Source organism: Pseudomonas sp. V88_4, assembly GCF_029967985.1.
GTDB lineage: Bacteria > Pseudomonadota > Gammaproteobacteria > Pseudomonadales > Pseudomonadaceae > Aquipseudomonas > Aquipseudomonas glycinae.
On record NZ_JASCAF010000033.1, the window covers coordinates 19,704 to 44,206 of the forward strand.

Sequence of the window (24,503 nt, forward strand, 5' to 3'; positions counted from 1 at the left end):
CCTCGTTAGCGGGGTGAAGTTAGGATTTGTTGCAACACCTGGCTAATCAGCAGGTCGGTGTCGCGTTCGGTTTCGGCGCCGATGAACTGGCGTTTCGGGAGCGTGATTTCCCAGCTCTGCGCGCCCGACGACTCGCTGCGCTGGTCGTCCAGGATGCGAATCAGCAAACCGGCCTTGGCGTAATTCACATGCTCTTGAATCCACGCCACTGAGGGCCTGGTCAGGGTCTTTTTGCCGGCCTGACGCACGCGAAAGCCCAACCGGCGCAGGCGCTTTGCCTGTTTCTCGGTGGCCGCGAGGCCTGGCGGGGTTTTGTTCCAGCGGCGCATCTGTGCGGCGGTGCGGCGTTCGCTGACACCGTTGTGTTGCTGAGCGGCGACCCATCGGGTCAGGGCGTTTTTCCAGCCCAGTTCCGCTTCGTCAGCGGTCACGCGGGTGACCACCATCAACTTGGCCAGGCCGGCTTCCATCTTCTTTTTGCCTTTGCCCTCACCCCGACGTGGGGCGAACGGTGTGCCGTCCAGGTTCTGCTGGTCGCGCACACGCTTGCGGCTCATCGTCCGCACGCGCTTGGTCACCTGGTTCAACAACCGGCGGCGAAGCTGCGGCGGCAGGCTCAGTAACGCCAATTGCTCACGGACGCCCAGGCGTCCGCGCACGTCGAGTTCAAACGTGCTACGCCCCGCCATTGGTGGCCACCTCGCCGCGCTCAGCGACCCACAGGTCAAACGGGATGAACGCCCAGGTCTTGCCGAAGGCTTGGATCTCGCCGTCCGGTTCTTCGGAGAGATACTGCGGCTCGACGAATTCCAGCGTGACTTCCACGTCGAACAGATCGCTGTCCAGGGGCTCCACGGCGAATTCCGGCGCCGGCAGTTCGTGGCGGTCGCGATCGGCGTCGTGAGTCTCCAGCCAACTGCCCACCAGGGCCATCATGCGGGCCGGATTGGCGGCGAAACGCTCCAGGACAATCACGGCGCGATAGTGCATGTCGGCAAAGTGCATGCCGTCGACGTCGGGTTTCCAGATCAGCGACAGCTTGACCTGCTCCGTCCAGCTGTCGAGCTGTTCAGGCTCGACCAGGCGGCGTTCCTGTAGGTAGGCGGTCAACGCCTGCAGCTTGGTCATAGCAGTGCCGCCGTAATGCGGCCACGGCCCTGCAGGGCGCGCACAGCCTGCTGACTGAATGCCAGAAACGTGTCTTCACGCTCCGGCGCTTCCTTGCCGGTGTTCTCGGCGCTCTCGCGGCGGGTCACAGTGGCGAACTGCTGCAGGGCGCTGGCCTTGGCGCGGCAATACACGGCACGCTTGTACAGCTTGGCTTTGAATGCACGCTCAGGCAGCAGCATCGGATCGGCTGTTTCCACGGCGGTGATGCCTGCTGCCAGCCAACTGGCCTTGAGCTTGGCCAGGTCGCCGTTGACCTCGGCCATCGCAATAAATAAAGCATCGGTCAGCAGGTCGCCCAGGAACTCCGCCGGCAGGCGATAGCCCTTCTGAAACTCGGCCACGGAGAGGTTCGGCCAGAAGCCGTCGTTCTCGATCGCCAGTTCCACGATGGTGGTGGGTTTCCCGGAAAAGCTCATTGCTGACCGCTCGAATTAGGGCGGGGAGACTGTTTTTCGTGGGGCTGTCCATAAATGGCAGGCACACGTCCACAGTTCCCCGCTGGGGGGGTAGTCGGTTATTGGGCGCCGGTGACGGCGGGTGTTTGTTTGGCGATCGCCTTACGGCACTTCGCAATGCGTGTCTCGTTGCCGGCCTTGGCGTGCAACTCGGTAGATCGTTCCAGGTGCTTGAGCGCCGTTTCCCACTGCTCGGCCTCCATGGCGCGCATGCCGATCAACTTGTGGTACTTGCTCGGGATCTGTTCGGGCAAATCCCATTCACCGTCGACACGCGGCAGCAGGTCGGACAGGTACGGCTCCGGGCTGCGCTGGGCGTTGTATTCACGGAAAGCCCATTCGATCACTGCGTCAGCTACGAAGGTCTGCACGTTGCGCTTGAAGCGCTCCGGCATTTCCTGGCCCTGCTCGATCGCGAAGTCCGCCAGTTCCAGACCGTCTTCGAACTGCTCGGTGTCGAACAGCCAGACCATCACCTGCACCAGGACGGGGTTCTGCATCACCAGGCCCGAATCCATGTAGCGCTGGATGAAGTCCTGGTATTTGGGCAGCAACTCAGTTCGCTTAAGCGTTTGCTTGCTCGCCAAGTTCTTTAAATCGCTCAAGCGCTTCAGGTCTTCAGTCAGCGAGGCTTCCATCAGCAGCAGGTGCTTTTTCGCGTTTGCTGGACTGCTCAGGGCTTCCGCCGGCGAATACGCCAGCGGTGCCGCTGCAGCAGCGATTACTGCAGCGGTTCCCTGAGCCAAAATGCGGCGCTTGTGGGCAAGGGCCAGGCTCATGCGACCAGCTCCACGTTTTCGGTCAGCGCGATTTTCTCCAGCTGCTCGATCACGTAGCCCTCGTTGCGGCTGTTGTAATCCTCGACGCGGGAACGTTTCGGGTTGTCCACGGTTTGCTTGCGCCAGCTGGAGTCCTGGAAGTAAATCGACAGGTTGTCCCAGCTGGTGACCAGCACGCCGTTGACCGGGAAGAACGGCACGCTAAAGCTCGGCAGACCGCCGTAGGTGGCAATCACCTGGGCGTCCTCGATGCGCTCTTTCTCGGTCGGGGTGTCGCCCTGCTTGGCGTACAGCTTGGCTTTGTCAGCGGCCAACAGGTCGGAACCGATGATCGCCACCAGGTCGCCGCCGTCGCGCAGGCGTTCGTCCACCATTTGCTTGGTGTCGTGCACCAGGGCGTCGAGATTTGCGTAATCGCCGTTCGGCCCCATGGTGACCTTGCCAGGCGTCTTGCCTTCCTTGAGTACCTGCTGCGGCGCCTGTTCGCGCAGTTGCTGCAGCCAGCCTTTGTTCACGTCCTGCAACATCGGATAGGCGCCGATGTCGGTCTGCGCTGCCGCGTGGGTGCCGTGGAAACCGACCATGATGCGATCTAGGGCGATCTGTTTCTGCACCGCGGCGGAGTAGCGTTGATGGAAGTCCGGAAACTTGGCCCAGGCATCGATCTTCGCGTAGGGCAGGCCCACGTCCGATTCGGTCGACGACAGTTCGTAAGTGCTGTCATCGAGCGCGGACGCATCTTTTGCTTCGCGATCGGTGGTCTTGGTGTTGGTGCGACCAGTCACCGGGCCGGACACGCCCAAGAAAACCTTTTGACCCTTGATCTCGCTTACGCCGATGACGTTGATACGCGAAAGGAAGTCCGATTTTGCCGTGATGGCGTCGTTAAGCTCTTGGGCTACCGACGGTTCCACGCTGAACTGTTTGCTGGCCAGGTCGACGCCGTAGGTTTCGGCGAGAGCAAGCTGCAGCTCGGCATACATTTTCGCGCCATAGGCGCTCAGGGAATGAGCAGCCATGGTCAGAGCACCCGCGCTTTGGACTTGTCAGTCGGGCCGGAATTGCGCGGCAACTGACGTCCGGTGGAGGTGTTCTGCAGCGCAGTGAACTGCTTCTGCAGGCTGGTCAGCGCTGCAAGCACTGCCTTGTTGCCGCCGCCGTTGCGCTTGAATTCGCGCTGTTCCTCGGCAGTGGTGACGATCTCGTCGACAGCCGTGCTGACGTCATCGATCGGGGCTTGATCGGGTTCCGGTGCGTCTTCGGCTGCAGGCTCGATCACGGCCTGAATGCCGGCGGCGACGACCAGCAGCTGGGCCAGCAGGGCTTTCAAGGCCGTTGCGGTAGCTTCATCCATTGGGGGTTTGCTCTCGGTTGGGGTTTGCGGATTGGTTTCGGTGGGCGTGTCTTCAATGCCGAAACGCTTGAACAGGCGGGTGAACATGGCGGCCAGGCGCCCGATCTCGCCCTGCGGCTCGGTTTCGCGCAGGGGGCCGAGTTCTTGTGAGGCGGCGTAGTACGCGGCGCGACTGGTGCGATTGGAGAAATACAGCTCTTGCGTGCCGAGGCTCGCCGGCGAATCAGTCACCGCCAGGCCAGTCAGATAGGCCTTTCCGCTACCGGCGAAATTCGGGGTGATTTCAATGCTGCTGAACAGCTTCTGGCCCTGGTCGTTGAGGTACAGAAGGCGATCGTTCGGTTTCAACTGAGCTTCCAGCGCGATCTGGCCAGGCTCCAGATCCTCGCCCTCTTCAACCAAGCGCACGGCAAAAACGGTTCCGTGGGAACCCGGCCAGCGTTCGTGGTCGCACCAGATCACCGCCGTGTATTTGGCAGGCGTGTAGGTCTCGGCGATGTCGCGCAGTTCCTGGGGCAGGATCTCGCGGCCATCGACGGTCGGGCCGCTGGTGGCAACACGTTTCCAGTAGGAGACAAGGGAACGGGGCATGGTTGGTGACTGCGCTCAATCGTTGAATGAGCCGCCACGATAGGGAGCCGAAATCCCCCAAACAAACGCTTTGCTTCGGCCCGATTCGTAGAAGAAAACTCTACGAACAACGCCGCATTTCAGCCCGCGTTTCCGGCGTTTTCGCCGCATAGACTGCGGCCCATGAACTACCCGACCGAAGTCAAAGAAGCCGCAAAACGCCTCTACCTGCGCCGCTGTTCGGTGAAGGAAATCCAGGCGCATTTGAAGCTGCCTAACATCCGCATCGTCTACTACTGGATCCGCCAAGGCGGCTGGGACGAGATGCTGACGGACGAAGAACCGTTGAGCGCCGTCAACCGACGAATCACGCTTATTCTGGAAAAGATCGATCCGCTGACCGATGCCGAGCTGAAAGAGCTGGAGCGGCTGACAAGCCTGCTGGAGCGTCTGAAAAAGCTTTCGGCCAAACCAGCGCCGGCAGCGCCAACAGATCGTCCGGACGAGCCTCGCGAACGCCAGGCAGGTCAACGTCGTGAACGTGGCGAGGGCGGCGGCAAAAAGCGCGAGAAGAAAGCCAAGAACGACATCAGCGGCCTGACTGAAGTGGACTTCCTCGATAAGTTCATCTCGAAAATGTATGGCTACCAGAAAGAGCTGTTCGAGGCGAAACAAAACCCGCTAACCCGCCGCATCCGGAACATTCTCAAAAGCCGTCAGGTCGGTCTGACCTACTACTTTGCCGGCGAAGCGTTCATGGACGCCGTGTTGAGCGGTGATAACCAGGTGTTCCTGTCCGCCAGCCGATCGCAGTCGGAGATCTTCCGCAGCTACATCATCCAGTTCGCCCAGCAGTGGTTCGGCATCGAACTGACCGGTAACCCGATTACCCTGAGCAACGGCGCCGAACTGCGCTTTCTCAGCACTAACAGCAGCACCGCCCAGGGCTACCACGGGCACGTCTACGTCGACGAATACTTCTGGATTCGCGACTTTGAAAAGCTCAGCACCGTCGCCAGCGCCATGGGCACCCACAAGAAATGGCGCAAAACCTATTTCTCGACGCCCAGCGCCGTGTCGCACCAGGCGTACCCGTTCTGGACGGGTGAAGAGTTCCGCAACAGCAAACGCGGCATGAAAGCCGGCGGCGTGTGGCCGAGCGAAGCGGCCTATGCACAGGGCGCGCTGTGTCCGGATGGCCAATGGCGCAAGACGATCACCCTGGACGATGCGATCGCCGGCGGCTGCGATCTGTTCGACCTGGAACAACTGCAGCTGGAGTACGACGAAGACAAGTTCCAGCAGCTGTTCTACTGCAAGTTCATCGACAGCACCCAAAGCGCATTCAGCCTCAAGGATCTGGAGCGCTGCTATTCGGATCTGTCGTTGTGGGAGGACTACAACCCGGATCTGGATCGCCCGTTCGGAAACAGTCCGGTCTGGCTGGGCTACGACCCAAGCCGCACCCGCGACGACGCCACTTGCGTGGTCATTGCGCCGCCACTCGAACCCGGGGCGAAGTTCCGGATCCTGGAAAAGCACAGCTGGCGGGGCCACTCGTTCACCTACCAAGCCGCGCAGGTCAAAAAGCTGACCGAGCGCTTCAACGTGCAGCACATCGGCATCGATGTCACCGGCGTGGGTTACGGCGTGTTCGACCTGGTGCGCGACTTCTACGCCAAGGCGACGCCGATTCACTACAGCCTCGAGGCGAAAAACGCGCTCGTCCTCAAGGCTCAGGACACGATCCAAGGTAGCCGCATCGAGTGGGACGCCGGCTGGACCGACATCGCCCAGGCGTTCCTGACCATCAAGCGCGGCGCCACCAACAGCGGCCAGATCACCTACAGCGCATCCCGTACCGAAGCCACCGGTCACGCCGACATTGCCTGGGCGGTGATGCACGCCCTGTCCAACGAACCTTTGAACACCAACAAGCGGCGCCGTAGCCGCTACGTCACGAGTAACCAGAGCAGCCATGGCCAACCGCAAACGCAAAAAACACCACGTAGCCCAACCACAGCAACAGCCGTTGCGCTCGTTTACGTTCGGGGAGCCAGAGCAGGTGCTGTCCGGCAACATCGGCGAGTACGTGGGTGTGTTTCCCAGCGACGACGGCAAGATCTATAAGCCGCCGGTGTCACGGGCTGGGCTGGCCAAGCTGTTGCGCGCCAACGCGCACCACGGCGCCATTCCGAAGTTCAAGCGCAACCTGTTGCTGCGTGAGTTCATCGCCTCGGCCGGCTGCAGCACGGAGACGATGGGCCGTGCCGGACTGGACTACATGGTGTTTGGTGAAGCCTATTTCTACAACGACACCAACGCGTTCGGCCAGGTGCTGGAGCTGCAGCATCTGCCGGCGATCAACATGCGCGTAAAGGTCGACGGAGGCTTCGTGATGCTGCTGCCCGACAACAAGGAAATGGAGTTCGAGGCGCACGAAATCTCCCACGTCCTGGACTACGACGTCGAACAGAACATTTACGGGATCCCGGACTACCTGGGCGGCCTGCAAGCGTTGCTGCTGAATGAGGCCGCCACCCTCTTCCGCCGGCGCTACTACAGCAACGGCGCGCATGCCGGTTACATCTTCTATACCAACGACCCGGATCTGACCGAAGAGGACGAAGAAGAACTGCGCGCCCAGATCAGCGCGAGCAAGGGCGTGGGCAATTTCCGATCAATGTTCGTCAACATCCCCAACGGCAAAGAGAACGCAATCCAGATCATCCCCGTGGGTGACTTCCAGGCGAAAGACGAGCTGGAGAAAGTGAAAAACATCACCCGAAACGACGTCATCGCGGCCTGGCGGATGAACCCCGCTCTGGCCGGCATCATCCCGGAAAACACCGGGGGTTTCGGCGACATCGAGAAGATCGATCGCGTGTACACCAGCAACGAGATTCGACCGATCTGTCAGTTGTTTAATCAGTTGAACGACCGGCTACGCGAAGACAGGCGGTTTGGCTGGAGACCTATTCCAGAAGCAGTGGATGTCACTGCATGAAACAGTAAGCGTAGCGGATGCCACTACAAAATGTGGCAATATGTTGGCGATCAGCTGCCCCTGGGGAGGGACATATGCGAGTGACATGTAAGTGTGGAAACAAGGGATTAATCCGGGATAGCAAGCCGCAATCGCCAGATTTCGTGACGCTCTATTGCCAGTGCCTGGACGTCCAGTGCGGGCATACATGGGTGGCCCATTTGACGTTTTCCCACACGCTGAGTCCATCAGCGCAGACCTTCGACCGATTGCTGTTCGATCGTCTTCGGGAAATGCCCAGGGCTAAACAGCGGGAGTTGTTCGAGCAGCTCGGGGCGCAGGCAGTTGCGTGACAGGTCAATCGCCGACACCGAAACGTCGGCGATCAAGACATCAGCTGTTGGCTGACTCTTCAGGATTGATGGCAAGAATTTCAGATAGCCGACGAAGCTGACCTTGCTCCTTTTCACTCAATGACCGGTATAGGCCTATGAGGCGGCGTTCCGCTTTGCTCAGGGTGTGCCATTCGAACTCTGCGAATCCCAAGCAAAGAGGTTCTTTTTTGATGCGATCCAACATGCTGACTACTCCATAAAGTGCATGGCTGAATCGGCATTGACGGGGTGAGGATCGGCTTTAGAACGCGGGGGCGACTAATGTCGTACAAGCTTTTGTTGCGAGTTAATTCTTCTGACGGGCAGCGTCATCGGCCATCGCCTGGAGAAAACGACGTATCGCTTCCTGGTCAAACGGCGTGATGCTTCTGTATTGGTTTATCAGCTCTTCTTCTGCGGCTGACAACATTTGACCGATTGGCGTCGAACGCTGCCCAGTCAAGATGTAAGCCGCATCAGCTCCGTGCTCTTCAAGCGCGCTTACGTATCGAAGATCGAGCGAACTCGCCCCCAATTCATAGTTCTTTTGCGTCCCACGACTGACGCCTAAACGTACTCCAAACTCTGTTTGATTCAGCCCTAAGCGCTCGCGCTCTTCCCTCAAGCGGTCGCCTACTCGATCAGCAATGATCATTTTTTTATTCACCACCATTGACTTGATCATTTTTTTGACCAAGAATCACCACAGACAAACACAAGTAAACACAACTGAACAGAGTGCGCACTATGCCCGCCACAGTTACACCCGAGCAAGCCCGAGAGGCGTTGGATCGCAAAGGAATGAGCATCGCGGAATTCAGCCGCAAGCACGACTTGAACAAAAATTTAGTCAGCGACCTTTTGAACGGAAGGATCAAAGGTCGCCGTGGGGAGGCACATCGCGCCGCCGTGCTACTCGGCATCAAAGACGGCGTGATCGAACAGTAACGGTCCGGACCAACAGGGAACAGTAGAAGATGAAAAGCCCCGTTCTAGAGACGCGCAAGGAAGCAATGCGCGAGATCATTCGCAGTTTTCCCGAGGGACGCGAAGGCGCTGCCGCTCGCTTGGGAATGAAGGTCAAAAAATTCGACAACCACGCCTACGAGAACGCCGGCTGCAGTCCACTTACGGATGTGCAGGTTTACATGCTGGAGCAAGCAAGCGGCACCCACCACTTTCCGAACTACGTGGCGCAGATGTATGGCGGCTTGTTTGTAGCCATCGCCGACCCGGAGAAGCTGGACAACGTCGAACTGTACGCTCGATCGGTGCAGGTATCGGCCAAGCGCGGTTGCGTTGACCAGGCGATAGCCCAGGCACTGGAAGACGGCTCCATCAGCACCGAGGAAGCCGAACACATCCTCGCTGCTCACAACCTCCACATGGCCGCACGGCACGCCGAAGTGCTGGCCGCTATCGACCTGTACCGTGCCAAACCGGGGAAAAGCCAATGAACAATCAGCCGGCTGTACAGGAATATCAGGACATGCTCAAAACCGTGGCTTTCGCGTTCCTCGAACGGCACCAGTGCGAGCACCTGGGCGACGATCAGCAACTGTTCAAGCGAGCTGTTCAGCACCTTGTGACGGATTACAACGCTACAACGCAGCACGCCGAGCGCTTGGTGCATTTGGCCCACAGTGAAATGTCAGCGGTCAGCGATCGGCAGCGACTGGATGTCATCAACAGCACATCCACGCACACCGTGATTTTCGATACCGCTACCGGCAACGCCTGGGCAATCCCGGTCAGCCTGATCTACGAACGCATCCTCATTGCTCCCGATAACGGGCGCTTTCGCATCACCGCGTCTTAACACCTAACCAACAAATCCCCGATCCCCCATTCCCGTGGGTTTGGGTGAGCTGCGCCCGAAATTGAGGTTTGACGATGGAAAACGCCCTGAACATCAACGCAAAACTGACGCCTGTAGAGGCTCAAGCGCTCTTGGCCAACCTGCGCGAGCAGTACCGTCTCAGCTTCAACGAACTCTGGTACGCAGACCAGTTCCGCCTGATTCCCGATGGTCTGCGCCACGGGTCAATTCTCGCCCACTGCCCCGTGATGGCTGCTCAGAAACACCTGATCGGCGCCCTCTCCTACTGCCTCAAGAAAGCGAAGTAACCATGAAAGAGCAACTGCGCAGCGACGTGATCGAACGCCTGAAAACCGATTACGGGCTCAAGCAACGGGCAAATGCCGATTACATGCGCGGCGGCACCTGCCCCAAGTGCCGTCAGAAAACTCTGTACACCCGTTTCGATGCTCCGTGGTTGGTGATCTGCGGTAGACCGGAAAAATGCGCGCACACCCTGCACGTGAAAGAGCTGTACGAAGACCTGTTCGAAGACTGGAGCAAGCGCGCACCGGCCACTGACCAACACCCAAACGCAACAGCTCGTGCCTACCTGGAATTCGCCCGGGGTTTTCGCATCGAGCTGATTCAGGGTTGGTTCACCCAAGAAAGCTTTTACTCCCCCGACCACAATGCCGGCAGCGCCACCGTGCGCTTTGCACTGGCGAAAGGCGGCTGGTGGGAACGCCTGATCGATCGGCCGCACCGCTTCGGAAAGATGAAAGCTCGGTTCAAATCCAAGGACAGCTATCGCGGCGTCTGGTGGTGCCCGCCGTGCGTGGACCTGTTGGAAGCGAAAGAAGTCTGGATTGTCGAGGGCATCTTTGACGCGATCGCCTTGGTGCACAACGACATCGTCGCGGTGTCGGCCATGTCCTCGAATGCCTTCCCTGAAGAATCACTGCGAGCCCTCGCCCGTGACCGCGACGGCAAGTTGCCCAAGCTGGTCTGGGCGCTCGACAACGAGTCGGGCGCCCACGCCTACACCAAACGCTGGGCGAAGCAGGCGCGAGCGCTGGGGTTCGTCTGTGAGGCGGCGCAGATCCCTCTGCGTGACGGCCGCAAGACCGACTGGAACGACCTGCATCAGCGCTGGAGTTTCATCGAAGACGAGAGCCAACGCGCCGACCAGATCGCGGCTGATCTGAAACAGGCGCGGCACCTGGGCGCCCTGCTGCTGGCCGAAAGCGCGGCCGAAAAAGCGTTGCTGATGTACGACTGGAACAAGCGCGGTGAATTCCACCTGGGCTTCGGCAGTCGTCTGTATTGGTTCAAGTTGGACATGGAGAAATTCAACCGGGCGATGCAGGACATCGAGGACAGCGAGAACCACGACGACCAACTGCTCAACCAAGCACAGCAACGCGAGAAAGCGCTGCAGCAATCGGGCAGCGTGGTCGAGATTGCCAACTGCTACCCGCAAGCCCTGTATTTCCAGCGTAACGAAGTTACGGACGAGTCCTGGTATTACCTGCGCGTCGATTTCCCGCACGACTCCGAGAGCGTGAAAAACACCTTCACCAGCGGGCAGTTGTCAGCGGCCAGTGAATTCAAAAAGCGCCTGCTCGGCATGGCCGCCGGTGCCATGTACACCGGCAGCGGTCAGCAGCTGGACAAGCTGATGAAGGACCAACTGTTCGGCATCAAAACCGTGTCGACGATCGACTACGTGGGCTACAGCAAAGAATACGGCTGCTACGTCTATGGCGACTTGGCGATCAAGGACGGCACGACCTACAAGGTCAACAGCGAGGACTATTTCGAGTTCGGCAAGCTGCGACTGAAGACCCTGCAAAAAGGCGTGCCCATCAAGCTGCAGCGCGATGGCAAGGACTTCAACGAAGCCTGGCTGCCATTGCTGTGGACCTGCTTCGGTGCCCAAGGTCTGGTCGCCTTGGTGTTCTTTTTCGGCTCGTTGTTCTGCGAGCAGATCCGCGCACGCTACCAGTCGTTTCCGTTTCTGGAAGCCACCGGCGAGGCCGGCGCCGGCAAGACCACGCTGCTCAACCTGCTGTGGAAACTGCTCGGCCGTGAAGGCTACGAGGGCTTCGACCCAATGAAGTCGACGAAAGCCGGTCGCTCGCGGTTGATGGGCCAGGTGTCGGGGATGCCGGTGGTGTTTCTGGAAGCTGATCGCCATGGCGATGATCGATCGCACGCCAAGACCTTCGAGTGGGACGAACTCAAGGACTTCTACGGCGGCGGCACGCTGGCCACCAAGGGTGTGAAGACCGCCGGCAACGAAACCTACGAACCGCCGTTTCGCGGGACGATCGCCATCAGCCAGAACGCGGCCGTGGTCGCCCATGAGGCAATCATGACCCGGATCGTCAAGCTGCATTTCATCCGGCCGACAGTAACGCCGCAAAGCCGCGCAGCCGCGGACAAGCTGAACGCCCTGGACGGCGGCACGCTGAGCCACTTCCTGATTCGGGCCGTCGGTAAGGAATCAGCTGTGCTCGAGCTGTTCGCCCAACGCATGCCCGAACACGAAGCCAGGCTGCGCCGCCTGCACACCCACTGCTTTGCCTGCGGTACGGAGTATCCGAACGAACAAGGCAACTGCAGCAGCTGTGGATACGACCTGCGTGGGTATATCCGCGTCGAGCGGATCAGCAAGAACCATGCGCAGCTGCTGTCGCTGCTCGATGCCCTGCGCCTGGTCCTGAAACTGGACGAACCCCAGGTTGCCGCCACCCAGCGCCAGATCGTGCGCATGGCCATCGAGCGCCAGGCCTCGATCAGCTCCGACCATCCGGCGGTGGCCGAGTTTTGGGAGGTGTACGACTACCTCCAGTCGCTCAGCGAGGACCCGGTGGTCGACCACAGCAGCGACCCGAACGTCATCGCGATCAACCTCAACGAATTCAGCGAACGCGCCGCCGAACACAAACAGAAGCTGGCCGACGTGGCCACGTTGCGCGACCTACTCAAAGAGTCCCGTTCGCACAAATTTCTCGATGCCAATAAGGCCGTGCACAGCGCGGTACGTGCGGCATTGAACGCCAAAACCCCACTGGCGCCAGGCCGTCCGACGACGGTCAAGTGCTGGATCTTCAAAGCGTAAAAAGGAGGCTACATCGATGCAAGTTCAAGTGTTTATGGGCAATGCCGGCGACGGCAAAACCAACAAGTTGCAGGCTGTTCAGGATCGATTGGAGTTTGTCGGCGAAAGCGCACCGATCATCCAGGCAGGTGCCTATGGCGAAGAAGGTCTGCTGCAGATACTGGAAGTTCGCGCTGCCGGTGGCCAGCGCGAAATTCTGGTCGACGCCTGCAGCCGGCAACAGATTTTGAAGGTGCTGGAATGGCAGTCCTGTGTCGAACACCTGCCGGATTTTAACGGTCTGGTGGTTCACCTGGCCCGCAAGGACTGACCTTTGAAAAACAGTGTCGAGGAGTTGCAGCTCCTCGACACCCGACCACTACAGAGGACTCAAACATGCAAGTACAGAACCTAAGCAGCAGCGGCACGCAGGCTACCACACCGGCGCGCCACCTGGTGGCCACCGCGCTGATCGGCGCGGCCGTCATCGGCTACCTGGTGCACAAATCTCCGGAATCACGGACGCGCCTGGAAAGCCTCAGCCAAATGGCCCGCACCTTGGGCGAGTTGAGCGCAACGGATGCGGCGGTGGTCACTCGGCTGCTCGCCAATCCCGCAACACAGGGTGACTCACGCCATGTCTAACGACCCAGCAATCTCCGCGCGGCGCTTTCCCTGGAACCTGGACCACACCAGCGTGTGCGACCTGTGCGGCAAGTGGCGGGTGCAAGGCAACCACGCCAAGTGCAGCCGGCAGCGCCAGTTGCTCAATGCCCACCGGCGCCATCACCCGCCCAAGCGATAACCGCGTCCACTAGAAGATGCGCTTGCAGATACTTGGCCCGGAAACGGGCCTTTTTGTTTCCGATCGTCAGACTGTCGATACACGAGTACAGCGTTAGGGGTTTACATGAGTGGCGTCGAAGCTCGCGGCAATTCCGTGAGAATCTATTTTCAACACAACGGGGAGAAATGCCGGGAATCGATACCTGGAGGCAACACGCCGGCCACCGTAGCCCAGGCCAAACGCCTGCTCGGCATCATCGATTATGAAATCCAGACCGGCACCTTTGACTATGCCCGGCATTTTCCCAACTCCTCGAGGCTGGTCGAAAACACCTTCGGCCACTACCTGGACCTGTGGCTGAAGATCAAGGCCAACAGCGTCGCCGCCTCCAGCTACCGGGGTTATGCCAACAAGGCCGAAGTGCATGTGCGGCCACGCTGGGGCAAGGTGCAGATCAACCAGATCGATCACCTGGACCTGCAGGAGTGGATTCAGGGCACTCTGTCGAAGACCCTGAAAAACAAGACCATCCGCGACATCATCAGCAACGTGCGCCAGGTGTTCCGCCTGTACCGCACGCGCATGAAAGTCGCCCACGACCCCACGGAGGGCTTGATGGTGCGCCTGCCGGATCCGGAGGCGCCGGACCCGTTCACCCGGGCCGAAATCAAGCAGATCCTCGAAACCCCGACCAACCGCACCCACGAGCTGTTGATGGTGCAGTTCATGTTATGGGCCGGCCCAAGGGTGTCGGAGACGATCGCCCTGGCCTGGGAGGATGTCGACCTGGCGCAAGGCACGGTGACCTTTCGCCGGTCCAAAGTGCGCGGCGCCTACCGGGTGACCAAAACCCGCCGATCAACACGCCGCGTGCGCCTGCTGGCACCGGCATGGGAAGCGCTGCAGAAGATCGATGCGCTGACCCGCCGACGCCAGGCGGAAACCGTGGAAGTCGTCGAGCGGGATAACAAGACAGTGCGCCAGCACAAACTGCATTTCGTGTTTCTGAACAGCAAAAGCGGCCTGCCGCACGCCAACGACTTCGTGGTCCGCGACCGCTTCTTCAAGGCGCACTTGCTCGCGGCCGGGGTGCGCTATCGCGGACCCGGGCAATGCAGGCACACCTACGCCAGTCAACTGCTGACCACCGGTGTGGCGTCTATCGACTGGATCGCCGAACAGATGGGCCATACCAACGGCAACATGATTCGCCAGCACTACGGGACGTGGATCAACGAGGACGGACCGGATGTGGTCGGTATGCTGCAACTGGCGCTGAGGCTTTCGCCGGTCACAGTACAACGCTGAAGCCGTTAATACACAGACCATCTTCAAAACGACCGACCGCAGTACGTCTCAATCAGTTGCAAGTGATAGCGTAAGTTGTAATGGTCGACTAGGGACGCAATTGCATTTCCCTAAGTATTAGGTTACTGCGGCTCTCCTGCGGGAGAGTCGCCACAGCCTCTCACGATCTGGAATTTTGATAAAATAGTGAATGACTCTGTACTTCGAACACTCAAAATCCAGAGCACAAAAAAATCCCGACGTGAGGGGTAATTTCCAATAACATTTCAGGTTGTCGTAGGTGGTATACCTATTACGGCATTACTCGCGATTGAAAAAAATGCAGACTCTGCGTCACTAAACTCCATTATTTCCCGTGTATCAGGCTTTTTGGACCTCTGCTTCAATGCGAAAAACTTGGATAGCTCAAGAAGCGCGTTAATTATTTCAAGTCGTGGAGTCGTAGCATTAGGTGTAATTGTCAAACCGTAATGACGACACTCCCGACCTGTTTTATCGTCATCTTTGAACATTATTACCTCATGTTCATCATTCAGATCCTCATGCGCGACCTCGTAATCAATTCGCATTATCCCTGCATTGACAGCAAAGCCTGAATCTTCAAACTTTCCACCGCTTGTTCTCCGAAAGCGCAGCTCATTTAGAACATCAAGGATTCGATTTGTATCATCTACTTTAAACGATCTAAAAAAAGAAACCGCTTCTTCTTGACGATCCTTGCGCAAATCGAATGTCGCAAACTCCACAAATTCTCCGCCGGATGTTTCTGTCATAATCACATTACAGTCAACCTGTGACCAGCAAAGCTGACCGCGAATATCACTTGGTTTCAAATAACGATATACCAGCGTTTCTGTGGAGCAATCCGTCATTTGACAACTCCTTGGAGATTCAATAGCTTCCATATGTTTTTTGAGTTTCTAATATTTGTTGTAAGTTTGGCAATTCCAGAAATTCTTACCGAACCTTTTTCTTGTCGCTGGGCATAGGAATACTCAATTTCAGAGTTACCACCAATTAACAATGTAAGAGTACCCTCACCTTGCAACGTAACTCCAATCTTGTAGGTTTCGACATCCAGAAAATAATTTGGTTGTTTTTCCTGCAACTCAGGAAGATAACGAACAAGTTGCGCCAACGCCCCCAATATCGTATCAACTTTGCTATTCTCAGTCACTCTGGAGCTACCACAGTACTCTCTTTCAATCCATTGACTAGCGATCATTTCAATTTGCTTGCACCATTCTGAATGCTTAGAATTAAACAGCCCATCAGTCAGGAGTCTTACATTCCCATCCTGATCTATATTAGGCTTTAACTCCCCATTCTCTATAGCCTCATACCAAGACAGCCTCTCATCGGCGAAGTGATGCTCATTTGGCTCATACAGCTCAGCAAAATTTTCGGTATAAAAAACCTGACTTGTAAACTTTGGCCTTATATCCTTTTGAGTTTGTCGCTTCTGCAAATAAACCGGCTGTGTAAAAGTTACAAAATGATCCTTTATATAATAATGACCAGCACTTGAATCAAGCAACTTCTCCTCAGTTTTTTTCGTCATCATTATCTTCCAAGAAATTCTTCAGCGCTTTGGAAAGGTTTTCAGCAACATCCCTTGTCATAGCGACAGAATCAAATATTGCTTCAACCTCTCCGGGAAGAGCAGTGATAAAATCAATAATAATCACGCTTGAGGTTTGAGCTGCTTTGAAGCCTGAAACCAAGGACGGAGAAGTGTGGCGTTGCAAATTTTCCTTTTTTACTTTCGACATGTCTTTTCCAATTAATATAGATACGGCGGTCGTGACGATTGGTTAGGGCTACGACGCAGCAAGTCGAGCATAGCACGTTAGGTTTAAAACGTGAGTCTCTTGAGGATCGTTAGAACCTACTAGCAATGACAGCGTAAACAATCTGCCCGACTTTTGGAGATCAAGGCGATTTCCTAGGAATGCCGTAGTCGCATGATCGCATCCGTTAGCGCCTGTGCGTTTGCGTCCAGGGTTTCCATAGCCATGACAGCGTTGAGGGCGACATCCTCGACGCCATTTTCTGAAAGCCATTTCGTGAGTTCATCGATCGCCGCTCCGATCGCGTGCTGGTTGTGCAGCAGCAAGGTCAAAGCATCTGCCGTGGCAATGTTGGAATCAGAGTTATTTGGCATGGGATCCATCCTGGAATGAGGGGTATGGAAAGCTTAGTCCATGCCTACAGATCAGAAGGCCGAAGGCTCATTTTGCAGCTGTTTTTTCGCACCAGAACAGTGCGCCAGTCCCACGTCAGTCCCATGGAGCTATTTTTCAGGCGCCAAAAACCACAAACCCCCGACTTTCTCTAGGAAAATCAGGGGTTTGCAGTTTCAGAATTTGGCGGTGAAGGAGAGATTCGAACTCTCGATACAGTTTCCTGTATACACACTTTCCAGGCGTGCTCCTTAAGCCACTCGGACACTTCACCGTATCTCTTCAAACATGTTCTGTCTGTCGAGGCGCGCTAATGTAGTCGAAAGCTTTTCTGATGGCAAACTTTTTTTCAGAATTTTCATGCGGTTAAGCGAAAAAGCCGCGACCGCCATCGAGAGTCCATGGCGATTCGGCCAATCTCGGGTGGGCGCGGCCCTTCTATATAGGTGCGCAGGCGTCAGACGCGGGGCGCGTTGCAGCGCATCGGCCGGTAAACGGTGACTGGCGGGTCAGTCACAGCGCTTTACCTGACCGGCGACGGTGGGTAACGTCTGCCCATCTTTCTTATAAGGAATTGCGCCATGAGCGACCTGATTGCCTACCACCTCGAAGACGGTATCGCGACCCTGACCCTGAGCAACGGTAAGGTCAACGCCATTTCCCCGGACGTGATCGCGGCCTTCAACGCGGCGCTGGATCAGGCGGTGGCGGATCGCGCAATCGTGATCATCACCGGTCAGCCGGGCATTCTCTCTGGCGGCTATGACCTGAAAGTGATGACTGCTGGCCCTAAAGAGGCCGTGTCGCTGGTGACCGCCGGCTCGACCCTGGCCCGTCGCCTGTTGTCGCACCCGTTCCCGGTGATCGTTGCTTGCCCGGGGCATGCCGTGGCCAAAGGCGCATTCATTCTGCTGTCCGCCGATTACCGGATCGGCGTCGACGGTCCGTTCAGCATTGGTCTGAATGAAGTGCAGATCGGCATGACCATGCACCACGCCGGCATCGAGCTGGCCCGTGATCGTCTGCGTCGCTCGGCCTTCCATCGCTCGGTGATCAACGGCGAGATGTTTGATCCGCAAAGCGCAGTGGATGCCGGTTTCCTCGACAAGGTGGTCGCGGCCGAAGAACTGCAAGGCGCTGCCCTCGCCGCCGCGCGTCAGTTGAAGAAGATCAACATGTCCGCGCACAAGAACACCAAGCTGAAAGTGCGCAAGGCACTGCTGGAGGCGCTGGACAACGCGATCATCCAGGATCAGGAGCATCTGGGCTGACACCCGGCTCGCCCCGATTCAGAAAAGCCCGACCGTCGCGTCGGGCTTTTTCTTGCACGCCCCGTTGAAAACTCCGCAGCAGCTCTAGGACGCCTCTGACCAACAAGTCGGAAACATGCGCTTAAACATCGCCCATCTCCGGACTCTATAGCGGCAATTGCCGAAAACAGTGCACATCCGTACACTGCGCCACCTTTTGTCCCGATGGGCCTGCAAATGCTGTTTGTGTTTCGTATGTTATTGATGGGCCTGCACTTTATTCTGGCGGGAATCCTCGGAGTGATCCTCGGGCTGTGCCGCCCGTTCAATCCGGACAACAGTCGCCTGTGTGCCCGTCTCTATGCACTGCCGGCCATGTGCATTTTGCGTCTGCGGGTGAAGGCCGATGTTGGCGCGCTAATGAACAAACCCGACAGCTGCGTGATCATCGCCAACCATCAGTCCAACTACGACCTGTTCGTGTTCGGTAACGTGGTGCCGCATCGTACCGTGTGCATCGGCAAGAAAAGCCTGAAGTGGGTACCGCTGTTCGGGCAACTGTTCTGGCTGGCGGGCAATGTGTTGATTGATCGTGGGAACGCGCACAAGGCGCGCCAGTCGATGCTGACCACCACCGACACCTTGCAGCACAAAGACACCTCGATCTGGGTCTTTCCGGAAGGCACCCGCAACCTGGGTGAAGAACTGCTGCCGTTCAAGAAAGGCGCGTTCCAGATGGCCATCGCCGCCGGAGTGCCAATCGTTCCGGTGTGTGTCAGTAGCTACATCAAGCACATGCGTCTGAATCGCTGGCACAGCGGGAAAATTCTCATTCGCTCACTGCCGGCGATTCCTACCGCCGGCCTGACCATGGACGACATGCCCACGCTCATCAACCAGTGCCGCGAACAGATGCGCGAATGCATCGATGCGATGGACCGGCAGCTGCAAGCCGCGTGAATAAAGAAACCCGCCCAGTGCGGGTTTTCTTTTGTCCGTTGAACTGTGCAGATTTCACTGACTCTCAAGCAGCGACACGGCTAAGCTGAAGCCATGCCTCCCCTGCCATCTGCCAAGTAGAAGTGAATCACCACCATGGGTCGAGTTGTTGCTGCTGCGGTTTACAGCGCCGGTAAGAAAGTCACCAATATTACCCTCGACGAAGGCGCGGCCTGGGCCGCCAAGACCGGCCACTTCGTCTGGATCGGCCTCGAAGAGCCGAATGCCCAGGAACTGGCCAACCTGCAACGTCAGTTCAATCTGCACGAACTGGCCATCGAAGACGCCCTGGAAAAACACAGCCGGCCGAAGCTCGAAACCTTTGGCGACGCGCTGTTCATCGTCACCTACTCGCCGGTGCGCGAACACGGAATTCTGCAGTTCATCGAAACCCATATCTTCGCCGGCAAGGGCTACATCATCACTGCCCGCAATGGCCATTCGGCGTCCTACGCCCATGTCCGCCAGCGCTGTGAGGCGCGGCCGCTGTTGCTGGAACACGGGGAAGATTTCGTACTGTATGCGCTGCTGGATTTCGTGATCGAAAACTATCAGCCGGTGGGCGAAGCGATCCATGCCGAGATTGATGAGCTGGAGCGCAACGTATTGTGCAGCGCGCTGAATGAGCACGACATCCAGAAACTCCACGGCCTGCGCCGCGACGTCCTGCGTTTGCGTCGTTACGCCGCCCCCATGGTGGAAATCAGTGAAGAACTGCAGAAGCTGAGCTTCCCCTTCATCGACAAGAACATGCGTCCGTACTTTCGCGACGTGCAGATCCATGTGAACCGGCAGATGGAAGACCTGACCACCCTGGCCGACATCGCCAGCCAGACCATCGAGATCGGCGTGTTGCTGGAGGCGTCACGCCAGAGTGTGGTGCAGCGCAAGTTTGCAGCGTGGGCGGCGATTCTGGCATTCCCGACGGCGGTGGCGGGGATCTACGGGATGAACTTCCAGAACATGCCGGAGCTGAGCTGGCACTACGGCTATTTCGGCGTACTGGGCTTTATCACGGTCGGCTGCGTGAGCCTGTGGGCGAGCTTCAAGAAATCCGGTTGGCTGTAAGTTAAAAAAACGCCCCCGTGCAAGGCACGAGGGCGTTCGGACTCAAGCGGCGGTCGGCTTGTGCGCCACGAAGCGCATCATCCACTCCGCCACGGTGGTGCCGTGGTGCTGATGCTCGAGGCTGGCCACGCCCTTGCTGTACACCTGCTCGCCCAACGCTTCCTGACGCAAATCCAGCAGCGCCCGCGAATAGTCGTGGATGAATTCCGGATGTCCCTGGAAACACAGCACCTGATCGTTGATGTGATACGCGGCGAACGGGCAGAAATCGCTGGAAGCAATCACCGTGGCATTCTCCGGCAGCGCCGTGACCTGATCCTGGTGGCTGATCAACAGCGTCAACTCTTCACGCACCGGGCTCATCCACGGCGCCTTGGCGGCCAGTTTGTAATTGTGAATGCCAACTCCCCAACCCTGCGTAGCGCGCTCGCTTTTGCCGCCCAGCAGCAGCGCCAGCAGTTGATGGCCGAAGCACACGCCGAGCAGTTTGTCGCCGCGCTCGTAGCGGGTCAGCAGGTATTGCTTGAGGGTCTGGATCCACGGGTCGGTGCCGAACGAATCGGCCTTGCTGCCAGTGACCAGGTACGCATCGAAAGTCAGGTCATCACTCGGATAGTCGCCCTGCATCACGTTGTACACCGTAAACTCGGCGGCGATCGGCTGTTGCGAGAACAGGCGCTGGAACATCTGCCCGTAACCCTGATATTGATCGACCAGTTCCGGACGCAGGATGTCGGTTTCCAGAATGCAGATGCGTAGCGACATAAAAAATACCTGACACGTGATGGGAATAATGCACAGCCCAGAGCCTGCCTTGAAACCACCCGGCAAGGCAAGCCCCGAAATGCGTCCCCAGCCCGTTAGAACAATTCGCCCCTCGCGGCCTTCTCAAGCAGCAACGCTGGCGGTGCGAAACGCTCACCGTACTGCTCCGCCAGATACTGCGCCCGCGCGACGAAATCCTTCACGCCATATTGATTGATGAACTGCAACGCGCCGCCCGTCCATGCCGCAAAACCGATGCCGAAAATCGAGCCAACGTTGGCATCCGCCGTCGATGTCAGCACGCCCTCCTCCACGCAACGCACGGTTTCGATGGCCTGCACGAACAACAGTCGATCACGTACATCCTTCGGTGAAATCTGCCCGTCGGCTTTCTCGAAACGGGTTTTCAGCTCGGGCCACAGATGTTTCTGCCCACCCGCCGGGTACTCATAAAAACCGCCTCCTGCTGCCTTGCCCGGCCGCTTGTATTCGTTGAGCAGCAAGTCAATCACGGCGAACGCCGGGTGCTCAATCAGCGGTTTCCCTTCTGCTTGAAGGTCTTTGGCCGTTTGCTGACGGATATGGCTCATCAGGCTGAGGGAAACTTCGTCGGATATCGCCAGCGGCCCGACAGGCATGCCGGCCTTGCGCGCTTCGGTCTCGATCATCGGCGCACTGACGCCCTCACCCAGCATGGCAATGCCTTCGTTGGTGAAAGTGCCGAATACCCGCGAAGTGAAGAAGCCACGACTGTCGTTGACCACAATCGGGGTTTTCTTGATTTGCAGTACGAAATCGAACCCGCGTGCGAGGGTTTCGTCGCTGGTTTGCGCGCCTTTAATGATTTCCACCAACGGCATTTTCTCCACCGGACTGAAGAAGTGCAGGCCGATGAACTTGCTTTGATCCGGCACCGCAGTCGCCAACCCGGTGATGGGCAATGTGGAAGTGTTGGAGGCAATCACTGCGTCGGCACCGACCACCTGTTGCGCCGCCGCCGAGACCCTGGCCTTGAGATCGCGATCCTCGAACACTGCCTCAATGATCAGATCGCAACCTGCCAGATCGGCATCACTTTCGGTCGGGTGGATACGCGCCAGCACCGCTTCACGCTGCTGCGCAGTCATCTGCCCGCGAGCAACTTTCTTGTCCAGCAACGCTGCCGAATGCGCCTTGCCCTTTTCGGCAGCCGCCAGGTTGATGTCCTTGAGCACCACGTCGATCCCGGCCGATGCGCTGACATAAGCGATCCCGGCGCCCATCATTCCGGCGCCAAGCACGCCCACACGCTTCGTGACATAAGGCGCAAAACCCTGCGGCCGCGACCCGCCGGCATTGATTTCATTGAGCTGGAACCAGAATGTGCCGATCAGGTTTTTCGAGATCTGCCCGGTGTTCAGTTCGGTGAAATAACGGGTTTCGATCAGGTGCGCGGTATCGAAATCCACCTGCGCGCCTTCCACCGCCGCGCACAGAATCTTCTCCGGCGCCGGCAACGTACCCTGGGTTTTGCTGCGCAGGATCGACGGCGCAATCGCCAGCATCTGCGCGACTTTCGGGTTCGACGGCGTGCCGCCGGGAATCTGATAACCCTTCACGTCCCAACGCTGCACGGCCGCAGGATTGGCCAGAATCCACGCCCGGGCCTTGGCCAGCAGCTCATCGCGATCCGCCGCCAGTTCATCGATCAATCCGGCCTGCAACGCTTGCTGCGGACGGACTTTCTTGCCTTCAAGCAGATACGGCAAAGCCTTTTCGATGCCGAGCATGCGCACCATGCGCACCACGCCACCGCCGCCCGGCAACAGGCCGAGGGTCACTTCCGGTAAACCGAGTTGTACCGACGCATCGTCCAGCGCCACGCGGTGGTGGCAGGCCAGACAGATTTCCCAGCCACCGCCGAGCGCCGCACCGTTGATCGCCGCGACCACTGGTCTGCCGAGGGTTTCCAGGGTGCGCAACTGGCCCTTGAGGGTCAACACCATGCCATAGAAGGCCTTGGCCTCGGGCTTGCCGACCTTGATCAGTTCATTCAGGTCGCCGCCGGCGAAGAAGGTTTTCTTGGCCGAGGTGATGATCACTCCGGCGATGTCATTTTTTTCCGCTTGCAATCGGGCGACGCTTTCGGCAATGGCCTCGCGGTACACCGCGTTCATGGTGTTGGCGCTCTGGCCCGGCATGTCGATGGTCAGGAGCACGATGCCGTCCTGGCCTTTTTCATAACGAATGGCTTGGGTCATGACAGATTTCCTTGGGGTCAGAGGCGTTCGATGATGGTGGCGATGCCCATGCCGCCGCCGACGCACAGCGTCGCGAGGCCGTAGCGCAGGCGCCGGGCTTCCAGTTCATCGAGCAAGGTGCCGAGGATCGCGCAGCCGGTGGCGCCCAGCGGGTGGCCCATGGCGATCGAGCCGCCATTGACGTTGACCTTGTCCGGGTCGACGGCCATGTCCTTGATGAACTTCAGCACCACCGAGGCGAAAGCCTCGTTGACCTCGAACAGGTCGATGTCCTCCACCCGCAGCCCGGCCTTGGCCAGCGCCTTGCGAGTGGCCGGCGCCGGACCGGTGAGCATGATGGTCGGGTCGGTGCTGGTGACTGCCGTGGCAACAATCCGCGCGCGGGGTTGCAGGCCCAACGCACGCCCCTTGGCTTCGGAGCCGATCAACATCAGCGCCGCACCATCGACGATCCCCGAGCTGTTGCCCGGCGTGTGCACATGATTGATCCGCTCGACATGGCTGTAGACCCGCAACGCTGTAGCGTCGAAGCCCATCTGGCCGATCATCTCGAAGCTCGGCTTGAGTTTGCCCAGACCTTCGAGGGTCGACTCGGCGCGAATGAACTCATCGTGATCAAGCAGGATGATGCCGTTCTGGTCCTGCACCGGCACCAACGACTTGTTGAACGATCCGTCGGCCCGGGCGCGCGCCGCTTTCTGTTGCGAGTGCAGCGCGTAGGCATCGACGTCCTGACGACTGAAGCCTTCAAGGGTGGCGATCAGGTCGGCGCCGACGCCTTGTGGCGTGAAGTGGCTGTGCAGGTTGGTTTGCGGATCCAGCGCCCAGGCGCCGCCGTCGCTGCCCATCGGTACGCGAGACATGGATTCGACGCCGCCGACCACCACCAGGTCTTCAAACCCGGAGCGCACTTTCATCGCCCCCAGGTTCACCGCTTCCAGTCCCGAGGCGCAGAAGCGGTTGATCTGCACGCCCGCAACGCTGACGTCCCAATCGGCCACCTGAACCGCGGTCTTGGCGATGTCCGAGCCCTGATCGCCGATCGGCGTGACACAACCCAGCACTACGTCATCGACCTGGCTGGTGTCCAGCGCCGTGCGCGCCTGCAAAGCGGTCAACAGTCCGGCCACCAGATTCACCGGTTTGACGCTGTGCAGCGAACCGTCGGCCTTGCCCTTGCCACGGGGCGTGCGTAACGCGTCGAAAATCAAAGCTTGGGTCATGACGTCCTCGAACCTGTGCGGTGAGTGAAATTCGTGCTGCCACTGTTGTCTTCACCCGTCATGGATTCAATGACCACAGCGCTCAATG

Annotated in this window: 30 protein-coding genes and 1 tRNA gene; 15 read left to right on the forward strand and 16 right to left on the reverse strand. The window is 58.3% G+C overall.

Annotated features, from left to right (window positions below):
• Positions 1 to 5 precede the first annotated feature (5 nt).
• From QLG12_RS10940 to QLG12_RS10965, 6 genes are all read right to left on the reverse strand, one after another.
• Entirely contained in the window at positions 6 to 689 is a 684-nt protein-coding gene (locus QLG12_RS10940) for a phage virion morphogenesis protein (RefSeq protein ID WP_282474490.1), read from the reverse strand.
• Positions 676 to 1,128 carry a phage tail protein gene (locus tag QLG12_RS10945; protein ID WP_282474491.1) on the reverse strand — a complete coding sequence of 151 codons (453 nt, stop codon included), beginning with the start codon at positions 1,126 to 1,128 and terminating at the stop codon, positions 676 to 678. Before QLG12_RS10945 ends, QLG12_RS10940 begins: the two co-directional genes overlap by 14 nt.
• Complete coding sequence (locus QLG12_RS10950; protein ID WP_282474492.1) at positions 1,125 to 1,586, reverse strand: head completion/stabilization protein; 462 nt, start codon at positions 1,584 to 1,586, stop codon at positions 1,125 to 1,127. Before QLG12_RS10950 ends, QLG12_RS10945 begins: the two co-directional genes overlap by 4 nt.
• A gap of 98 nt (positions 1,587 to 1,684) precedes the next feature.
• Positions 1,685 to 2,404 carry a phage terminase small subunit gene (gpM, locus tag QLG12_RS10955; protein ID WP_282474493.1) on the reverse strand — a complete coding sequence of 240 codons (720 nt, stop codon included), beginning with the start codon at positions 2,402 to 2,404 and terminating at the stop codon, positions 1,685 to 1,687.
• On the reverse strand, positions 2,401 to 3,423 hold the full coding sequence (locus tag QLG12_RS10960; protein WP_282474494.1) for a phage major capsid protein, P2 family: 1,023 nt from the start codon (positions 3,421 to 3,423) through the stop codon (positions 2,401 to 2,403). The genes gpM and QLG12_RS10960 overlap by 4 nt, the downstream gene beginning before the upstream one ends.
• A gap of 2 nt (positions 3,424 to 3,425) precedes the next feature.
• The gene (locus QLG12_RS10965) at positions 3,426 to 4,349 is read right to left on the reverse strand and encodes a GPO family capsid scaffolding protein (RefSeq protein ID WP_282474495.1); all 924 of its coding nucleotides are present in this window, start codon (positions 4,347 to 4,349) and stop codon (positions 3,426 to 3,428) included.
• 162 nt (positions 4,350 to 4,511) lie between these two features.
• Here QLG12_RS10965 and QLG12_RS10970 point away from each other — a divergent pair, with 162 nt between their 5' ends.
• From QLG12_RS10970 to QLG12_RS10980, 3 genes are all read left to right on the forward strand, one after another.
• On the forward strand, positions 4,512 to 6,458 hold the full coding sequence (locus QLG12_RS10970) for a terminase family protein (RefSeq protein ID WP_282474496.1): 1,947 nt from the start codon (positions 4,512 to 4,514) through the stop codon (positions 6,456 to 6,458).
• Positions 6,394 to 7,335 (forward strand): phage portal protein, encoded by a 942-nt coding sequence (locus tag QLG12_RS10975; RefSeq protein WP_282474497.1) that lies wholly within the window; start codon positions 6,394 to 6,396, stop codon positions 7,333 to 7,335. Before QLG12_RS10970 ends, QLG12_RS10975 begins: the two co-directional genes overlap by 65 nt.
• A 74-nt stretch (positions 7,336 to 7,409) precedes the next feature.
• Positions 7,410 to 7,667 carry an ogr/Delta-like zinc finger family protein gene (locus tag QLG12_RS10980; protein ID WP_081794887.1) on the forward strand — a complete coding sequence of 86 codons (258 nt, stop codon included), beginning with the start codon at positions 7,410 to 7,412 and terminating at the stop codon, positions 7,665 to 7,667.
• Positions 7,668 to 7,707: 40 nt separating this feature from the next.
• Here the strand turns inward: QLG12_RS10980 and QLG12_RS10985 are convergent, their stop codons facing one another.
• Together QLG12_RS10985 and QLG12_RS10990 are read right to left on the reverse strand one after the other, a co-directional pair.
• Positions 7,708 to 7,893, reverse strand: a complete 186-nt coding sequence (locus tag QLG12_RS10985; RefSeq protein ID WP_064381029.1) for a hypothetical protein — start codon at positions 7,891 to 7,893, stop codon at positions 7,708 to 7,710.
• A 102-nt stretch (positions 7,894 to 7,995) separates the two neighbouring features.
• Entirely contained in the window at positions 7,996 to 8,343 is a 348-nt protein-coding gene (locus QLG12_RS10990) for a helix-turn-helix domain-containing protein (RefSeq protein ID WP_170928945.1), read from the reverse strand.
• Between the two features lie 92 nt (positions 8,344 to 8,435).
• Here QLG12_RS10990 and QLG12_RS10995 point away from each other — a divergent pair, with 92 nt between their 5' ends.
• The 9 genes from QLG12_RS10995 (at position 8,436) to QLG12_RS11035 (ending at position 14,687) form a co-directional block, all read left to right on the forward strand.
• Positions 8,436 to 8,636 (forward strand): DNA-binding protein, encoded by a 201-nt coding sequence (locus QLG12_RS10995; RefSeq protein ID WP_273537091.1) that lies wholly within the window; start codon positions 8,436 to 8,438, stop codon positions 8,634 to 8,636.
• Between the two features lie 29 nt (positions 8,637 to 8,665).
• Complete coding sequence (locus QLG12_RS11000; RefSeq protein WP_282474498.1) at positions 8,666 to 9,145, forward strand: YmfL family putative regulatory protein; 480 nt, start codon at positions 8,666 to 8,668, stop codon at positions 9,143 to 9,145.
• Positions 9,142 to 9,507 (forward strand): hypothetical protein, encoded by a 366-nt coding sequence (locus QLG12_RS11005; protein WP_282474499.1) that lies wholly within the window; start codon positions 9,142 to 9,144, stop codon positions 9,505 to 9,507. Before QLG12_RS11000 ends, QLG12_RS11005 begins: the two co-directional genes overlap by 4 nt.
• A gap of 74 nt (positions 9,508 to 9,581) precedes the next feature.
• Positions 9,582 to 9,815, forward strand: a complete 234-nt coding sequence (locus QLG12_RS11010; RefSeq protein WP_064381040.1) for a hypothetical protein — start codon at positions 9,582 to 9,584, stop codon at positions 9,813 to 9,815.
• A 2-nt stretch (positions 9,816 to 9,817) separates the two neighbouring features.
• Entirely contained in the window at positions 9,818 to 12,613 is a 2,796-nt protein-coding gene (locus tag QLG12_RS11015) for a toprim domain-containing protein (protein WP_282474500.1), read from the forward strand.
• A 16-nt stretch (positions 12,614 to 12,629) separates the two neighbouring features.
• A complete protein-coding gene (locus QLG12_RS11020; protein ID WP_282474501.1) occupies positions 12,630 to 12,923 on the forward strand; it encodes a hypothetical protein in 294 nt (97 codons plus the stop codon).
• A 65-nt stretch (positions 12,924 to 12,988) separates the two neighbouring features.
• Positions 12,989 to 13,237 carry a hypothetical protein gene (locus QLG12_RS11025; protein WP_282474502.1) on the forward strand — a complete coding sequence of 83 codons (249 nt, stop codon included), beginning with the start codon at positions 12,989 to 12,991 and terminating at the stop codon, positions 13,235 to 13,237.
• Entirely contained in the window at positions 13,230 to 13,397 is a 168-nt protein-coding gene (locus QLG12_RS11030; RefSeq protein ID WP_226500357.1) for a hypothetical protein, read from the forward strand. The genes QLG12_RS11025 and QLG12_RS11030 overlap by 8 nt, the downstream gene beginning before the upstream one ends.
• Before the next feature lie 105 nt (positions 13,398 to 13,502).
• Positions 13,503 to 14,687, forward strand: a complete 1,185-nt coding sequence (locus tag QLG12_RS11035) for a DUF3596 domain-containing protein (protein WP_282474503.1) — start codon at positions 13,503 to 13,505, stop codon at positions 14,685 to 14,687.
• A gap of 266 nt (positions 14,688 to 14,953) precedes the next feature.
• Here the strand turns inward: QLG12_RS11035 and QLG12_RS11040 are convergent, their stop codons facing one another.
• The 5 genes from QLG12_RS11040 to QLG12_RS11060 form a co-directional block, all read right to left on the reverse strand.
• Entirely contained in the window at positions 14,954 to 15,559 is a 606-nt protein-coding gene (locus QLG12_RS11040; protein ID WP_282474504.1) for a hypothetical protein, read from the reverse strand.
• On the reverse strand, positions 15,556 to 16,248 hold the full coding sequence (locus tag QLG12_RS11045; protein WP_282474505.1) for a hypothetical protein: 693 nt from the start codon (positions 16,246 to 16,248) through the stop codon (positions 15,556 to 15,558). The genes QLG12_RS11040 and QLG12_RS11045 overlap by 4 nt, the downstream gene beginning before the upstream one ends.
• Positions 16,232 to 16,459 (reverse strand): hypothetical protein, encoded by a 228-nt coding sequence (locus QLG12_RS11050; RefSeq protein ID WP_282474506.1) that lies wholly within the window; start codon positions 16,457 to 16,459, stop codon positions 16,232 to 16,234. Before QLG12_RS11050 ends, QLG12_RS11045 begins: the two co-directional genes overlap by 17 nt.
• A gap of 173 nt (positions 16,460 to 16,632) precedes the next feature.
• Positions 16,633 to 16,851, reverse strand: coding sequence for a hypothetical protein (locus QLG12_RS11055; protein ID WP_282474507.1), 219 nt, complete (start codon positions 16,849 to 16,851; stop codon positions 16,633 to 16,635).
• A gap of 203 nt (positions 16,852 to 17,054) precedes the next feature.
• Positions 17,055 to 17,144, reverse strand: a tRNA-Ser gene (locus tag QLG12_RS11060).
• Between the two features lie 307 nt (positions 17,145 to 17,451).
• On the opposite strand from QLG12_RS11060, the gene QLG12_RS11065 reads away from it, so the two are divergent.
• The 3 genes from QLG12_RS11065 (at position 17,452) to QLG12_RS11075 (ending at position 20,187) form a co-directional block, all read left to right on the forward strand.
• A complete protein-coding gene (locus QLG12_RS11065; protein WP_197869534.1) occupies positions 17,452 to 18,141 on the forward strand; it encodes a crotonase/enoyl-CoA hydratase family protein in 690 nt (229 codons plus the stop codon).
• 216 nt (positions 18,142 to 18,357) lie between these two features.
• Positions 18,358 to 19,080: a 1-acylglycerol-3-phosphate O-acyltransferase gene (locus tag QLG12_RS11070; RefSeq protein WP_197869535.1), complete on the forward strand. Its 723-nt coding sequence runs from the start codon at positions 18,358 to 18,360 to the stop codon at positions 19,078 to 19,080.
• A 135-nt stretch (positions 19,081 to 19,215) separates the two neighbouring features.
• On the forward strand, positions 19,216 to 20,187 hold the full coding sequence (locus QLG12_RS11075) for a magnesium and cobalt transport protein CorA (protein WP_085655738.1): 972 nt from the start codon (positions 19,216 to 19,218) through the stop codon (positions 20,185 to 20,187).
• 42 nt (positions 20,188 to 20,229) lie between these two features.
• On the opposite strand, the gene QLG12_RS11080 is transcribed toward QLG12_RS11075, so the two are convergent.
• The 3 genes from QLG12_RS11080 to QLG12_RS11090 form a co-directional block, all read right to left on the reverse strand.
• Positions 20,230 to 20,952, reverse strand: coding sequence for an amidotransferase (locus QLG12_RS11080; RefSeq protein ID WP_011333222.1), 723 nt, complete (start codon positions 20,950 to 20,952; stop codon positions 20,230 to 20,232).
• A 95-nt stretch (positions 20,953 to 21,047) separates the two neighbouring features.
• Positions 21,048 to 23,192: a 3-hydroxyacyl-CoA dehydrogenase NAD-binding domain-containing protein gene (locus QLG12_RS11085; RefSeq protein ID WP_197869536.1), complete on the reverse strand. Its 2,145-nt coding sequence runs from the start codon at positions 23,190 to 23,192 to the stop codon at positions 21,048 to 21,050.
• Between the two features lie 17 nt (positions 23,193 to 23,209).
• Entirely contained in the window at positions 23,210 to 24,415 is a 1,206-nt protein-coding gene (locus QLG12_RS11090; protein WP_039769940.1) for an acetyl-CoA C-acetyltransferase, read from the reverse strand.
• Positions 24,416 to 24,503 lie beyond the last annotated feature (88 nt).

Bases quoted from the DNA above. Each gene is read 5' to 3' on its own strand.
- QLG12_RS10990 (WP_170928945.1), bottom strand. From the start codon at position 8,343: ATGATCATTGCTGATCGAGTAGGCGACCGCTTGAGGGAAGAGCGCGAG.
- QLG12_RS11090 (WP_039769940.1), bottom strand. From the start codon at position 24,415: ATGACCCAAGCTTTGATTTTCGACGCGTTACGCACGCCCCGTGGCAAG.
- QLG12_RS10995 (WP_273537091.1), top strand. From the start codon at position 8,436: ATGCCCGCCACAGTTACACCCGAGCAAGCCCGAGAGGCGTTGGATCGC.
- QLG12_RS11000 (WP_282474498.1), top strand. From the start codon at position 8,666: ATGAAAAGCCCCGTTCTAGAGACGCGCAAGGAAGCAATGCGCGAGATC.
- QLG12_RS11055 (WP_282474507.1), bottom strand. From the start codon at position 16,851: ATGCCAAATAACTCTGATTCCAACATTGCCACGGCAGATGCTTTGACC.
- QLG12_RS11035 (WP_282474503.1), top strand. From the start codon at position 13,503: ATGAGTGGCGTCGAAGCTCGCGGCAATTCCGTGAGAATCTATTTTCAA.
- QLG12_RS11080 (WP_011333222.1), bottom strand. From the start codon at position 20,952: ATGTCGCTACGCATCTGCATTCTGGAAACCGACATCCTGCGTCCGGAA.
- QLG12_RS10940 (WP_282474490.1), bottom strand. From the start codon at position 689: ATGGCGGGGCGTAGCACGTTTGAACTCGACGTGCGCGGACGCCTGGGC.
- QLG12_RS10980 (WP_081794887.1), top strand. From the start codon at position 7,410: ATGCGAGTGACATGTAAGTGTGGAAACAAGGGATTAATCCGGGATAGC.
- QLG12_RS11045 (WP_282474505.1), bottom strand. From the start codon at position 16,248: ATGACGAAAAAAACTGAGGAGAAGTTGCTTGATTCAAGTGCTGGTCAT.
- QLG12_RS11050 (WP_282474506.1), bottom strand. From the start codon at position 16,459: ATGTCGAAAGTAAAAAAGGAAAATTTGCAACGCCACACTTCTCCGTCC.
- QLG12_RS11030 (WP_226500357.1), top strand. From the start codon at position 13,230: ATGTCTAACGACCCAGCAATCTCCGCGCGGCGCTTTCCCTGGAACCTG.
- QLG12_RS11025 (WP_282474502.1), top strand. From the start codon at position 12,989: ATGCAAGTACAGAACCTAAGCAGCAGCGGCACGCAGGCTACCACACCG.
- QLG12_RS11020 (WP_282474501.1), top strand. From the start codon at position 12,630: ATGCAAGTTCAAGTGTTTATGGGCAATGCCGGCGACGGCAAAACCAAC.
- QLG12_RS11010 (WP_064381040.1), top strand. From the start codon at position 9,582: ATGGAAAACGCCCTGAACATCAACGCAAAACTGACGCCTGTAGAGGCT.
- QLG12_RS11085 (WP_197869536.1), bottom strand. From the start codon at position 23,192: ATGACCCAAGCCATTCGTTATGAAAAAGGCCAGGACGGCATCGTGCTC.
- QLG12_RS10965 (WP_282474495.1), bottom strand. From the start codon at position 4,349: ATGCCCCGTTCCCTTGTCTCCTACTGGAAACGTGTTGCCACCAGCGGC.
- QLG12_RS10950 (WP_282474492.1), bottom strand. From the start codon at position 1,586: ATGAGCTTTTCCGGGAAACCCACCACCATCGTGGAACTGGCGATCGAG.
- gpM (WP_282474493.1), bottom strand. From the start codon at position 2,404: ATGAGCCTGGCCCTTGCCCACAAGCGCCGCATTTTGGCTCAGGGAACC.
- QLG12_RS11070 (WP_197869535.1), top strand. From the start codon at position 18,358: ATGCTGTTTGTGTTTCGTATGTTATTGATGGGCCTGCACTTTATTCTG.
- QLG12_RS11040 (WP_282474504.1), bottom strand. From the start codon at position 15,559: ATGACGGATTGCTCCACAGAAACGCTGGTATATCGTTATTTGAAACCA.
- QLG12_RS11005 (WP_282474499.1), top strand. From the start codon at position 9,142: ATGAACAATCAGCCGGCTGTACAGGAATATCAGGACATGCTCAAAACC.
- QLG12_RS11075 (WP_085655738.1), top strand. From the start codon at position 19,216: ATGGGTCGAGTTGTTGCTGCTGCGGTTTACAGCGCCGGTAAGAAAGTC.
- QLG12_RS11015 (WP_282474500.1), top strand. From the start codon at position 9,818: ATGAAAGAGCAACTGCGCAGCGACGTGATCGAACGCCTGAAAACCGAT.
- QLG12_RS10945 (WP_282474491.1), bottom strand. From the start codon at position 1,128: ATGACCAAGCTGCAGGCGTTGACCGCCTACCTACAGGAACGCCGCCTG.
- QLG12_RS10985 (WP_064381029.1), bottom strand. From the start codon at position 7,893: ATGTTGGATCGCATCAAAAAAGAACCTCTTTGCTTGGGATTCGCAGAG.
- QLG12_RS10960 (WP_282474494.1), bottom strand. From the start codon at position 3,423: ATGGCTGCTCATTCCCTGAGCGCCTATGGCGCGAAAATGTATGCCGAG.
- QLG12_RS10970 (WP_282474496.1), top strand. From the start codon at position 4,512: ATGAACTACCCGACCGAAGTCAAAGAAGCCGCAAAACGCCTCTACCTG.
- QLG12_RS11065 (WP_197869534.1), top strand. From the start codon at position 17,452: ATGAGCGACCTGATTGCCTACCACCTCGAAGACGGTATCGCGACCCTG.